General features: G+C 44.9%; 11 protein-coding genes. 4 read left to right on the top strand and 7 right to left on the bottom strand.

Annotation, left to right across the window (positions count from 1 at the left end; genetic code table 11):
* Positions 1–42 precede the first annotated feature (42 nt).
* Complete coding sequence (locus AC5JPT_RS12780; RefSeq protein ID WP_493858483.1) at positions 43–807, bottom strand: hypothetical protein; 765 nt, start codon at positions 805–807, stop codon at positions 43–45.
* Positions 808–989: 182 nt separating this feature from the next.
* Here AC5JPT_RS12780 and AC5JPT_RS12775 point away from each other — a divergent pair, with 182 nt between their 5' ends.
* On the top strand, positions 990–1,592 hold the full coding sequence (locus AC5JPT_RS12775; protein ID WP_493858315.1) for a LysE/ArgO family amino acid transporter: 603 nt from the start codon (positions 990–992) through the stop codon (positions 1,590–1,592).
* A gap of 178 nt (positions 1,593–1,770) precedes the next feature.
* On the opposite strand, the gene AC5JPT_RS12770 is transcribed toward AC5JPT_RS12775, so the two are convergent.
* From AC5JPT_RS12770 to AC5JPT_RS12760, 3 genes are all read right to left on the bottom strand, one after another.
* Positions 1,771–2,412, bottom strand: a complete 642-nt coding sequence (locus tag AC5JPT_RS12770; protein ID WP_319049933.1) for a MarC family protein — start codon at positions 2,410–2,412, stop codon at positions 1,771–1,773.
* Between the two features lie 232 nt (positions 2,413–2,644).
* Positions 2,645–3,505 carry a carboxylating nicotinate-nucleotide diphosphorylase gene (gene nadC / locus AC5JPT_RS12765; protein WP_493858314.1) on the bottom strand — a complete coding sequence of 287 codons (861 nt, stop codon included), beginning with the start codon at positions 3,503–3,505 and terminating at the stop codon, positions 2,645–2,647.
* A 175-nt stretch (positions 3,506–3,680) separates the two neighbouring features.
* Complete coding sequence (locus AC5JPT_RS12760; protein WP_493858313.1) at positions 3,681–4,712, bottom strand: NUDIX hydrolase; 1,032 nt, start codon at positions 4,710–4,712, stop codon at positions 3,681–3,683.
* Between the two features lie 346 nt (positions 4,713–5,058).
* On the opposite strand from AC5JPT_RS12760, the gene nadA reads away from it, so the two are divergent.
* From nadA to AC5JPT_RS12745, 3 genes are all read left to right on the top strand, one after another.
* Entirely contained in the window at positions 5,059–6,198 is a 1,140-nt protein-coding gene (nadA, locus tag AC5JPT_RS12755; protein ID WP_493858312.1) for a quinolinate synthase NadA, read from the top strand.
* Positions 6,199–6,268: 70 nt separating this feature from the next.
* Entirely contained in the window at positions 6,269–8,236 is a 1,968-nt protein-coding gene (gene nadB, locus AC5JPT_RS12750; RefSeq protein WP_493858482.1) for an L-aspartate oxidase, read from the top strand.
* Between the two features lie 134 nt (positions 8,237–8,370).
* Positions 8,371–9,282, top strand: a complete 912-nt coding sequence (locus AC5JPT_RS12745) for a LysO family transporter (RefSeq protein ID WP_493858311.1) — start codon at positions 8,371–8,373, stop codon at positions 9,280–9,282.
* 64 nt (positions 9,283–9,346) lie between these two features.
* Here the strand turns inward: AC5JPT_RS12745 and AC5JPT_RS12740 are convergent, their stop codons facing one another.
* From AC5JPT_RS12740 to AC5JPT_RS12730, 3 genes are all read right to left on the bottom strand, one after another.
* Positions 9,347–10,318 (bottom strand): DUF3644 domain-containing protein, encoded by a 972-nt coding sequence (locus AC5JPT_RS12740; RefSeq protein WP_493858310.1) that lies wholly within the window; start codon positions 10,316–10,318, stop codon positions 9,347–9,349.
* Positions 10,319–10,464: 146 nt separating this feature from the next.
* Positions 10,465–11,724, bottom strand: a complete 1,260-nt coding sequence (locus AC5JPT_RS12735) for an FAD-dependent monooxygenase (protein WP_493858309.1) — start codon at positions 11,722–11,724, stop codon at positions 10,465–10,467.
* A gap of 166 nt (positions 11,725–11,890) precedes the next feature.
* Positions 11,891–13,198, bottom strand: a complete 1,308-nt coding sequence (locus tag AC5JPT_RS12730; protein ID WP_493858308.1) for a UbiH/UbiF/VisC/COQ6 family ubiquinone biosynthesis hydroxylase — start codon at positions 13,196–13,198, stop codon at positions 11,891–11,893.
* Positions 13,199–13,886 lie beyond the last annotated feature (688 nt).

Raw genomic sequence — 13,886 nt, 5'->3', positions numbered from 1 at the left:
TGTTTATAAGTTATGACTTGCTCACAGCAAACAAGAAAACCATTAGCTTTGCGTACGGCTCTTGACATAACGATGTGTCGAGGCAAGACGATTCAACACCGTTTGATGCAGCTCATCTAACAACTCATCAAGCTCATAATCAATCTCTAAAAACAAATCGGTCAACATATCACCAGCAGTCATTTTACCTTGTGCCATGTTGTTCTTGGTGCGGTGCGGGCTAAATCGTTGTAGCTGCTCATAATGGTATAGCGCTTCGGGGATACTTTCGGATACGAGCTTGTCGATGACGAACTGGCGCTCATTATGTTGTTGCTGTTGTTGTTCGTTTAGCTCGCTACTCCACTCGCGATAGCGCTTTAGCTTACCATTGATACGGTCGAGTATCGCAACGGCTTCTATAGGCATAGCATTTAGGGTGGCCTCATCGACCACGTCAATAAGCTCAGTCATAATCGGACAACGTCCATGTTTGAGATACCACAAAGTATCTGGGTCAAAAGGCGGTCTATTGGTTGGGCGCATTTGAGCATGATTGGCTAAATACTGATCAGTCAAAGGCGTTGCTGAGTGAATATCGCTGACTTGCGCCAAAGCATGACATATACGATCTATCCGCTCAGGCGGTGTCAGCGAAGTACGTTCAGGGCTTGCAGTACGTTCGGAGTTCAACAGAGCGCTGCTATTATTATGCTCATCGCTAGTATGATTGACATCCTCTACATGATGACTGGCCCCTAACTGCTGCACATTTTTGGCAGCGAGCGTTGGCAAATCATCTTGAGCTTGCCCAAATGTCTTTAGCATTCTTGTCAAACTGACTACCATGACGCGCTCTGCCCCTCATCTAATACATGCCTATTGTGCCTGTATTGCATACCTTCATTCAATAGCGTATCTTAACAGGTTTTTGCTGACCTGCCAGTACGCAAAGTGTCAACATTCTTACTCTCTGCACCGATGCTCTAAACGCTAAGCACCTTATTATTATGAATGCTCCCGATTATATTTCTGGCTTTTTACTCGGCCTATCACTTATCTTGGCAATTGGCTCTCAAAATGCGTTTGTACTCAAGCAAGGCATTAAACGTGAACATATCTTTTTTATCTGCCTGTTCTGCGCCATTAGTGATGCGCTACTGATCTCAGCAGGCGTCGCTGGGTTTGGTGCGGTAACGGCTCGCTATCCACATGCTGTCGATATAGCCAGACTGGCAGGCGCGCTATTTTTGCTGGTTTACGGCTTACAGAGCTTATATGCCAGTGTTAAACGATCACATGCAATGACAGTCGATGGTCAAGTGGTGACCAGCTTAAAAAAAGCACTGCTTTTATGCTTTGGTTTCACTTGGCTAAATCCCCATGTCTACTTAGATACATTGGTGCTCGTTGGGATGGTTTCAACAGGTGCAAATAGCAAGATGACTTTTGCCGCAGGGGCGGTTAGTGCGTCGTTCTTTTTCTTCTTTGCACTTGGTTATGGCGCACGCTTGCTGAGACCTCTATTTGCGAAGCCAAAAGCGTGGAATATACTCGATGCGTTGGTAGGATTGCTGATGCTGTATTTGGCGTGGCATTTATACCACAGCTAAAGATAGGCTAGCCATTAGATATAGAGTGCTGGATTAAGAGGTCGTTATTTGTATCTGGCACGGCCTCTTAATTTAATTATTGGGGTTTTTTGTGGTTAAGATTTTAGATACTAGAATTATGGTTGCTAGAGTTGTAGTTGCTAGAATTATAGTTATTATCAGAGATAAAATAGATAGCCTACATTAAAGCAGGAAACAGGGTACGCAGGCCATTAACGATGATTTCAATAGAAACAGCCGCCAATAACATACCCATGATTCGGCTCATAATATTTAGACCGGTATCACCCAACAAGCGGCTGATACGACCTGCAGCCATCAATGCCAAATAGCAAAACAAACTGATAAACAGACCCGCGATCAATATGGCAGACACCTGCAACACGCCTGAGACTTGTGAAGAGTAAATAATAACCGTAGAGATACCACCAGGCCCGATCATCATTGGAATGGCGAGAGGTACCACAGCAGCTGCCATAGAAACAGGCGCATCTTTCACATGATCCACATCGAAGTTTTCTTGATCAGGTTTTACGGGGTTACCCTCTCCGTTCATCATATTTAAGGCAATCAAAAACACCAATATGCCGCCCGCCAATTGGAACGAGCCGATAGAAATACCAAGGGTTTTTAGTAAGGTCTCACCTGCAAGCGTAAAAAAACTGATGGTGATAAAAATGGTCAAACAAGCAACGCGCGCAACTTTGCGGCGGTTGTTCATCGAATAGCCACGAGTCAAATCCAAAAATAACGTCAATGCGCTAAATGGATTGATCAACACCATAAAAGCTAGGATTATCTTGATAATTTCAGTATTCACTGAGCGCTCGCTTGTCTATTGATACCACTTGTGCAAAAAGATAAGGCCATCGTGCGAGTGCAACGATGACCAATAGGCAGATACAAACGGCATTGTAACATAGGCAGATAAGCGAATTAAATCATTAACTTTGCTCGATTACACGCTTGCTTTATGTTATTGAACAGTTTGTATCTACAGAGCGATATCACTAGTAGACAATCTATCTCCTACAATTCGCTAAGCGTTTATATTATGCGCTAAAATCCAAGCCAATATCCAAAGCCGTAGTACTGTGTGTCAGATAACCCATCGCAATAAAGTCTACGCCTGTACTTGCGGCTGCCTCTACAGTCTCAGGCGTAATACCACCTGATGCTTCAGTCTTTGCACGTCCTTTACACATATCCACTGCTTGCGATAGCGTTTCAGGCGACATATTGTCTAGTAGCACCAAGCTCACACCGGCATCTAACGCCTGTTCTAACTGCTCTAATGTATCTACTTCAACTTCAATGGGAATCAGATGCCCAGCAAAGTCTTGTGCCTGCTGAATGGCAGTTTTGATATCGCCTGCAATAGCGATATGATTGTCCTTGATTAAAATAGCATCATCCAACCCTAAGCGATGATTGCGACCACCGCCGCAGCGTACAGCGTATTTTTGGACGATACGTAGACCTGGAATGGTCTTGCGTGTACAAGTAATCTGCGCCGGATATTGTGCCACGCTATCGACAATCTGACGGGTCGCTGTCGCAATACCACTAAGGTGCGTCATAAAGTTCAATGCCGTACGCTCAGCGGTGAGCAAATGACGCGCATTACCGCGTACCGTTGCTAGTACTGTACCAGCGGCGACGGTTTCGCCATCATGGACGTGTGCCACAAACTCAATCTGCGTATCGACTGCTGCAAAAGACAAGCGAGCCAAATCCATACCACATATCACCCCTGCCTGCCGTGCTTTGATCTGTAGCTTCGCTTGCATATCAGCTGGAATAGTCGCTTGTGACGTGACATCGCCGCGTCTCCCCAGATCCTCAGTCAAAGCATCTTTGACCAATGGCGTGAGCAATACTTCATCTAATGCTGGTTCTTTTTCAATTGTCATTTTTGACCCTCATATAGCCATGATAGTAATGGAAACTGCTAAGCATTTAAACTCAAAATGAGCATAAATATAACGCAAAGCTGATCAACTGGCAAGGATATGTGACAAACTTATCGGTTCATCAAAAATTTTCAGAGTGAAATGGAACACCTTTTAATTGAGCATATGCTCTAAGCTATTTACGCTTGGGAAGTTTACTATCCATCAATAAACTCTGTAGTTCGATATCGTGGCGGAAGCAATATAGTTTGGCAGGGCGACCACGCTGAGCGCTACTACTCTCCCCAGTCTCCATCACTAAGTTCTGTGAATCTAGCAGTCGACGGAAATTTTGCTTATGCAAACGCATACCTGATAAAGCCTCAACGCTCTGCTGTAATTGCGATAAGGTAAATACATCTGGCATTAAACCAAAAATAAGTGGGCGGTATTCAATCTTAGCACGCAGTCTAGAAATCGCAGTGGCGATGACACGGCGATGATCATAGTACATGGGCACACCGATACGCTTTGACCAATCCTCTGGCAGCACAACTGCTTGATAATTGGGTGGGTAATTGGGTGCTTCGGGTATTAGACCTACCTCGTAGAGCATCTCATAACGTAGCAGCACATGCTCTGCAATCCACTCTCGCTGCTCATGAGCGTCATCATTTACTGCTTTGATATTCGTCAACTCACCACCTGCCAAAAACGACTCGCTTAGCCCCCAACATAGTCCAATACGCTGACGTCTACGCTCTCGAACACTTGAGTCTTCAGCGGTATTTGCCCATTCCAAAAGCACAGGCACGATAAAATCCATGATGATGCTTGGCATACCATCTAGGTGATTCTCCCACGGGAAATAATCATACCAGTCTCGCCATAACGCTTGGCTTTGCAGTTCTTGCGTCTGTGTCTCTTGTACCAGACCTAAGTAACTGACATAGACAAGCGCATGGCCGTCGATATTACGTCTATTGGTATCGACAAAGGTATATAGCTGCTCTAAATACCCAAGCGGCTGCTGTGTCTGCTCTTCCACCCACTGACGTACGCCCGCCTGTAACGAGCGGTGTAGCGGCATAAGAGGACCGTTTGGCAATAGCTTGCCTTGATCAACGGTCAGGACTCGAGCGATATGATCAGTAATAGCAACCAACACAGCGACAACTTCTGTCGTGCCGCTACCCTGCTGATGCGCATGTGAATAAGACAACGTCATAATGTTTAGGACTACCTTTTTTCTGAACTGCGGCGAGTAGACTACCAATAATAAGAATCTCTTACGCCTCAGTATAACGCGGATCCAGAATATTATAGCGTGAAACTGACACTATCATAGACCGCCGTTGTAAACATAGTGCATCAGCATCGTTTGATAAAAATCACCAAAATATATGAATTGGGAGCGCCTAAACAGCTTATGTATATCCATCCGTATACAAAAAACACTTGTAATTATGCTCAAAATGAGCATAATTAAGTTAACTCAATCATTTTCTAATCTTAAATTATCTGAATTTTTGACACATACATTTATCATTATCGTACCAATAGAGGTCGCCATTATGAAAATTTATCCTTACGACGCACCCATTATGAGTACCGACAACCGTATCGCTACTCAAATGAATATCGACTATGCCAAGGCAAAAATGCCAGCTGACTTGCCGCGTTCTGAGCGCATCGTGGTTGAAGAGAACATCAAGAAACTATTAAAGGAACATAACGCCGTACTGGTAGCGCATTATTATGTTGATCCTTTTATCCAAGACTTGGCACTGGCAACAGGTGGCTGTGTTGGTGACTCGCTCGAGATGGCGCGTTTTGGCCAGGCCCATAGTGCCCAAACGCTCGTGGTCGCTGGAGTGCGCTTTATGGGCGAATCGGCAAAGATATTAAGTATGGAAAAAACGGTGCTTATGCCAGATCTAGAGGCGGAATGCTCTCTAGATTTGGGCTGTCCTGCTGATGATTTTTCGGCATTTTGCGACGCGCATCCTGAGCGTACGGTCGTTGTCTATGCCAATACCAGCGCTGCGGTGAAAGCAAGAGCTGACTGGGTAGTGACCTCATCTGTCGGTATCGAAATTATCCGTCATCTGCATGCGCAAGGTGAGCCCATCATTTGGGGACCTGACCGTCATTTGGGCAAATACATCGCTCGTGAGACGGGCGCAGATATGTTGCTGTGGCAGGGTTCTTGCCTTGTACACAATGAATTTAAAGCTACCGAGCTTGAGCAATTAAAAGCTGAGCATCCAGAGGCCAAAGTACTGGTGCATCCTGAGTCACCTGATAGCGTGGTTGCACTCGCTGACGTGGTAGGCTCGACCAGCAAGTTGTTAAAGTCAACTTACGAGATGGACGCTGATACCTTTATCGTTGCCACTGACTTAGGCATATTGCATGAAATGCAAAAACGCTCACCAAACAAACGCTTTTTGGCAGCGCCTACTGCTGGTGAGAGTGCGAGCTGTAAGAGCTGTGCATTTTGTCCTTGGATGGCGATGAATGGTCTAAAAGGTATCGAACAATGCCTAACTAATAACAGCGGTGAAGTGTTAATGACACCTGAGCTGGCAGTAGCCGCCAAAAAACCTTTGCAACGTATGCTTGATTTTGCTGAAGCACAAAAGCAAAACGTCGCTGCCAGTGGCGATATTGTCAAAGACCGTACACTGTTCGCTAATGTTGGAGCAGCATAATATGAATAAGCAGCACTCAGCCAACCATGCCAGTACTATTAAACCTGATAATAATGGGAGTAACAGTAACATGAACACGATTATAAAAACTGACGTCCTTGTTATTGGTGCTGGATTGGCAGGTTTGAGCACTGCACTATCCCTACCTACATCACTGCATGTTACCGTTTTGAGTAAAGCAGCGCTTGAGGTTTGCTCAAGTCACTATGCTCAAGGTGGTATTGCCGCCAGCTTAGACAAAGATGACTCTGTCAGTGACCATATCGCCGATACCCTAGTGGCTGGTGCAGGACTATGCACAGCTGACAATACTGCCAGAATTTTGGGTGCTGGACAGCAGGCGGTTCAGTGGCTATGCGCGCAAGGCGTGCCTTTTACTCAGAACTCACCTAAAGCTTCGGATAACATAAACGCACAGGACTTCTCTCAGTTACAGACCAGCGAGTTGCATTTAACAAAAGAAGGCGGACATGGCTGTAGACGCGTCGCCCATGCAGATGATGCGACTGGTAGGCACGTGATGGACACCTTAATCCTAAAAGCACAGTCTGCGACCAATATTACTATATTGCCTTATCACGAAGCTTTAGAGTTACTCACATCTCCTATAGCTGATACTCAATACCTCGGTGGCTATGGTGCCAAGCACTGCCAAGGCGCACTTGTATTCGATCATAAACAGGCGCGTCAACTTACCTTTCAAAGTCATGCAGTCGTACTAGCCAGCGGTGGATTAGGTCAACTGTTTAAGCGGGCAAGCGCACCCAATGTCTGTGTCGGCGATGGCGTGATGATGGCGTGGCAAGCGGGCTGCCGTTTGGCGAATTTGGAGTTCATCCAGTTTCATCCAACTGGATTAGCACTGGGCGACAGTAGCTTTTTGATATCTGAAGCACTACGAGGCGAAGGTGGACGACTATACTGTCCGCAAACAGGCGTGCGTTTTATGCTGGATATAGACGCACGGGCGGAGTTAGCACCGCGAGACATCGTTGCTCGCGCGATAGCCACGCAGATTGATAGCAATGGACTTGGTTATGTACATCTTGATGTCAGTCACTTGCCCGCAGACTTCGTAAAAGCGCATTTCCCGCAGATTTATAAGACCCTGCTGGCACATGGTATCGACATGACTACCGACCCTATCCCAGTTGCGCCAACGGCACATTATAGCTGTGGCGGTGTGGTGACTGATGCCAAAGGGTTAACGGATTTGCCAGGACTTTATGCGGCTGGTGAGGTAGCTTATACTGGCCTACATGGTGCCAACCGTTTGGCAAGCAACTCCCTACTAGAGTGTGTGGTGGTTGGCCGTAATATCGCAGCCAACCTACCGCATTATCTAGAGCGTTTAGACAACTTGCAGAACCTAGAAGACTTAACAAAAATGGCTACGTTCGATCGCGCATCATGTGATGAGTTAACACAATCATACCTTAGTGCATGGTCAGCGCCAGTGCTTAGGGATACGCAGTCTGTGATGCTGCCGGCATCTGTATCATCAGCATATCACTATGAGCTTACCCATGAATCGCTCACCCCTGACATTGACACTGATATTGACACTGATATTGCAACCATAACCGCAGCATTAAAAACGCTGATGACTGCTAATATGGGTATCACTCGCAGCGCCGAGCAATTAGAGCAAGCGTTGCAACAAATACAAGAGTGGCAACATTGGAGTACAAAGTCAAAGGTGAGCCAGCTTGGCACAAATAATGCGGGCAGCCCTACTACTATCAATGAGTTGTTATACTTTCAATTAGAAAGACAACTTACATTAGCAACCTTAATTATCCAGTCGGCCTATCAGCGCTTTGAGAGTCGCGGTGGTCATTACAGACAGGACTATCCAAACCTAGCGACTGCCCCTCTTACTAGCGTTGTGGAGCCACAGCATGACCTAGCTTATGATCAATTCAGTTATTTTGCGGGATCCACGCAGCCTCTTAAAAGCGATAACTGCCTGCCAGAGCATAGTTTGCCTAAACACTGTCTGCCTGAAAAAAGTCACGTGCTAGTAGAAATCGATTAAGCCAGTCCAAAAGACCATACTGAAAGGTATGGTCAATATGATTTTAGGGATGTATTTTCAGCATTATTTTGGTGTTATGGTACAATCGCAAGCTTGTCAAAAACACCCTGTTAAAATGCTGCGAGTTCCCTACAATGCAAAGCTTGATTACCCTCGTTTTGGTATTGATGCCAATGTTTATTGGCTTTGCCATTCCTGCCAACCCAACTCTGACCAGACTTGCCGATATGGGCTTGTCTTATTTGGTATATCTCATCTTGGCACTGATCGGTATTGAGCTGTCGCAGGTAGAAGGCTTAGGCAGTCAAGTTGGCGAAATTGCCCTATATGTTACTGTTCTATCAATACTCACAATTGGTACGGGGCTGTTCGCACTGATGGTGTTTGACCATGTACGACCGTGGCAGGCCAAAAAACCAAGCGTCAAATCCAAAGAACATCGTGTCAGTATTCGGGGCAGCCTATTACAGGTCGTCTGCGTGGTGATTGGGATGGTAATTGGCTTTTTCCTACCTGCTGATTATATGCCGCCTGAAAACTCTATGACGGTCATGCTGATGATTTTGATTTTGCTCGTAGGCATTGGCTTAAAAGGCTCAGGCATTACCTTAAAAGAAGTCATGCTCAATAAGCGCGGTGTTGAGATGAGCATTATCTTTACGCTATCGGTGTTGGTTGGTGGGCTTGTGTTTGCCTTACTATTCACAGATGTGTCATGGACGAAAGGCTTGGCAATGGCATCAGGGTTTGGTTGGTATTCGCTATCCGCGATTGTCATGACCGATGCTTATGGCGCTGTATGGGGCAGTGTCGCGCTATTTAATGATTTGGTACGTGAGTTTTTTGCCTTATTATTTATTCCTGTATTTATGCGCAAATACCCTTCTGCTGCGGTGGGGCTTGGCGGTGCAACCAGCTTAGACTTTACCTTGCCCATTATTCAACAGTCAGGTGGTCTAAAGGTTGTACCACTGGCGATCAGTTTTGGCTTCTTGATTAATATTATCTCGCCTGTGCTGATGGTGTTCTTTTCGGCGTTGAGGTAATAGCCATAATTCCAGTTTAAATCTAGTGAGGTTACATCTCAATGACAGATGCTTTGAAAGTGTTTCATTGGTAAATATTTGCATTGTCTCGACAATGCTGCTTAACCACGTCTAACCATCTTTCATACCAATACCATTGCTGCTCAATCTTTACACCATATCCTTTTGAATTATTTTTTGCATCTAAAGATTGCCATAATTTTGTATGATGATGAATCGAGAAACCTGCAAATCCAGCATTGTTTATTATCTCTTTGATCTTACTAGGTCGATATTTAACTTTCTCAGTCTCTTTTATTAACTGATACTCTGTATTTACCTTTGCAGCCAATGGATCATCTGGTTTTAAAAACTCAATTACTTTATCTGCTTGTCCTCTTTTATTAACAGTTTTGGGCACAAACAATATTCTATAAGCATACTTCGGACTGCTAAAATCTTCGTCTGAAACAGAATCATCAAAGCGAGTTACATAACTTTTAATATTACTAGGTAAATCCTCAAACTCTGATAAAAGATCTTTTTGTTCCTCAGATATGCTTGAGAACTGCAAACTGAATGATAAATGTTTTTCTATACCGAACTCTTTACCAAAAAACTTACAGATGTAGTAATTATAGTTTAAGCAGCATGCCTGATATCTAGCACTCAAACTATCATCAATCCTAGACGTCATCTGATGCTCAATCTCATGACGTAAGCCTATTAAAAACTTTAAATTTAAGGCAGACTCTCTATCTATCGGGCTATTCGTATTATCTAAACATCGCTCAAGCTCCCAGTGTTTATATGCGCCATGCTTAGTCCTATCAAAGATTTTACGTTGATTTGGCTTTCTATAATAACGATAATCAATATTTTTATCTTCATAATAGGCATGTAAAAGATACGTCCAACTAATTATGATCAAGACTGAGAATGCTTCCGACTTGAACGTAATATTAGGATTGTTAAATATCTGAACTGCCGCTAAAGCAGACTCTCTCGACTTTTTGACCAATTCGTATTTTTTCGTGCCCTTTCTAAGAATACTCATCTTAAAATCCTTTTATTTTTCTAATAAAATACTGACGTATGCAGCTTAGAAACATCAAGATAAACTTCATTCAATTTGTCATCTTTTATTATCGAAAAACTGAGTTCTTACTTATTATTCTTCTAGTCACTCAAGAAAGAGCATCCCTAAACCCCACTCGCCTGCTTCGCAAACAAGCGCATCAATGGCTTGATTTTACCGACGCGGTACATGCCTTCATTACGGATCTGCTGTACAGGACGCGCTTGGGCAAGCGACCCTGCAAACAACCAGTTGAGTGCCGAGAAGCTGTGCATCATTAGGCTGTTATGCGGACGGCGCGAACGCTCATAATGACGCAGTGTTTGATTGCTACCCCACAGCGTGCCGCCACTACGGGTAAAGTCATGCGCCAGCTGCTCACTCAATACTTTTACATCGAGCATACCGAGATTCAATCCTTGACCTGCCAGCGGATGTACACCATGGGCAGCATCACCGATGAGTACCAAGTTATCAGCTACGTAGCTTTTTGCTTGCTGTGCTGCTAGAGGGAAACTGGCAATGGATTCAATCTGATGGATAGCGCCCAGCTCGTAATGGCTTGCTGCTGCAAGTTTATCCGCGATATAGCGGTTGTCTTCTTCTATCAATGCCAATGCCTGATTGCGCGGCAATGTCCATACGATCGATTGCCAATGTTGTGGGTTTGCTTTATCAGTCTCAGTAATGTCCGCTAACGGCAATATCGCTAGCGTGCCCGTTGGCAACATAGCTTGACGAGCAGTCGCTTGATGGGGTTTCTCGGTCTGAATCGCACAGCAAATCGCCGTTTGATTATAATCAAGCGTATCGATCCCAATCCCTGCTTGCTTGCGGACAAATGAACCGCGACCATCAGCACCGACCAATAGACGCGCATCAATCGCTGTCTCATCATCTAGCGTCACACGGTAACCTTGCTGCGCACCCAACCAGTCCATATTTACTACTTTGTGTCCAGCGATAACCGTCAGATACTCGCTGATATTCTCTTCATGTAAACGCTGCCATAAGGCGTGCTCAATGACGGCAGGCTCCACCATACTACCGAGTATCTCAGGCGCAGCGCTTTGATCACGGCTATCACCAAATAATAGCTCGCCCATGCCGTTGAGTTGCCAGACCTGCATCTGTGAGTAATCCGCTTTGCGCTTAGATGCGGCAATGTGTTGCCACGCGCCAACCTCCATGAGCAAGTTAATACTCGCTAGACTGAGCGCATAGACACGCGCGTCACGTTTACTCAGCACCGCTTGCCACGCTGACTCGTCACGGGCAGGACAAGCATCAACTAAGGTCACTGGCATTTTATCCTGTGCCAGCTTTAGCGCGAGCGTCGCGCCAACGATACCGCCACCGATAATCAGCGTACGATTGTTTTTCATAAGGTGTCTCTCAATATTGCTCAATATTAGAATGCTTATCATCAATCTCAATTACATATAGTTGATTCAGTTTAAAAGAGAGACAAGGCAACCGAGTGCAGATGTATAAGCAATACTTCAAGCGAGGTTAGCGCTGTCACTCTTTTAAAGAGGATTAACTATAGCGCTATGACTTTAGACCCATGGCGTAGGTTGCCACCAATGGCTTGATATTTGGTAATTTATCAAAGGCCAACAGCGCCATATTTCGTGCCAGCTTAATGGCGGGATTGGAATGAGTAAAGCCATGTACCACGGCATCACAGAAGCGAATCACTCGTTTTTGATCGGTTTGACGTGCTTTTTCATAACGCTGTAGTAATGGCGCATTACCGATGTCCTCGCCTTTGAGCACTTGTGAGCTCATCATTTGCGCCAATACATGCGCATCGCGCATACACAAATTGAACCCTTGACCCGCGACAGGATGCAAAGTATGAGCAGCATTACCCATAATGACGCAGCGACCCTCGACCTGCTTGTCTGCCAATACACGCGACAATGGATACGCACCGCGGCGACCAGCAGCAACAAACGTGCCCGCGCGTTGTCCAAATGCCTGCTGTAGCGTTTGCAAGAAATGTGCGTCGTCTTCTAGATATTTGGTTTCCTCGCCTGTTGGACAGACCCAAACCACAGAGCGTCTATAGCCTTGTTGATACTCATCATTGCCATCACCTTCTGGATCCGTTAGTGGCAACACTGCCAGCGGCCCTGCTGGGCTAAAACGCTCAATTGCCACATGCTCGTGCGCCGTATCGGTCTCTACCACGCCAACGATAGCCGTTTGCTGATAGTCATAGGTCGTGGTGCCAATATTCAATAGTGGACGTACCGTAGAATCGCGTCCATCACAAGCGACCAACACGCTGGCTTGTAGCTGCTGCTCATTTTCTACTTCGTCATCGTTGCTAAAGCTCAGCGTTACGCCGTCCGCTTGTTGGTTTACTGCATTGACACTGGCATTATCGATCAAAGTCACAAGTGGCGACTGCTGCGCGGCTAATAAGAGCTTGCGCCCGAGCCACGCGTTCTCAATCACTTGTCCAAAAGACTCGACTTTCTCTTCGGCTTTATTAAGCTGCGCGCGTCCAAAACTGCCTTGCTCACTAATCTGTACGCTATCAATACGGCACGCATGGCTTTGTAGCTCATCCCACAGTCCGATCTCTTGATAGATCTGTACCGTACGCCGTGACAGCGCTGTATTGCGACTGTCCAGATAATGACTGCGTGTACGGTCATCGGTTGGACTGATGGTTGGATAACGGTTTTTTTCTAATAATGTGCTAGCGATGCCGTGATTCGCTAATAGCAAGGCAAAGGACAAGCCCACGTGACCGCCACCAACGATAAGCACTTGCTGATCGGTGATTGCATTTTTATTGTTAGAGTCATATTTGGAATTAGATAAATGTGAATCAGTCTCTTGCATCGTAGTTATTCCTATTATAATTTTTGAGCATGCCTGCGGTCAGTTCTTGATATCCACAGCGATTGATAGCCGCTTTGTACTCGATTGCCACTGCCTTTAATTTGTAGCCTTTGTCATCTGACTATACTCTTTAGCTTAGCTGCTTTAGTTTCAGCTCAGTTACTTTGGCTTCATTGCTATCGTTTTATCTCAATGGTAAAGCGCTGAGATATCGTTCATAGATTACCACAAATTCCTGATCATACTGCGAGCTAAACCGTAGACAAATCGTATATCTACTCTACTCAAGGACAAGGTCTATAACTACCAAACAAGGTCAGTAGAATACAAGAAATTCAGGTCAACCTATATTTTGATTTGACCTAAAAACAGTCGATAAAGGTCGCCTGTACTGATATTGCAATCTACATACAAAAACGACGTTATCTATCCAATATATGGCTTGAATTTTAAAAATTCTCTACCATAATGAAGACAAGACTTTTATTTATTATTTTTCACAACATCAATAACAAAACGACCGTTACCCTTATATCTAAAAACCATTTTTCATTTAGAAACTACTTATCATTTAGAACACTTGTGATTTAAAACATAACAACGCTACTAACTATTTTATCTCTGAAGTCCGTGACGCATGCAATACTAGACTATAGCGTCGGGCATACAATACAAGGATAATCGCTTG

It is taken from the genome of Psychrobacter sp. H26 (assembly GCF_059073035.1).
Note: the sequence above shows the minus strand (reverse complement) of the source record. Positions and strands in the feature narration are given on the sequence as shown.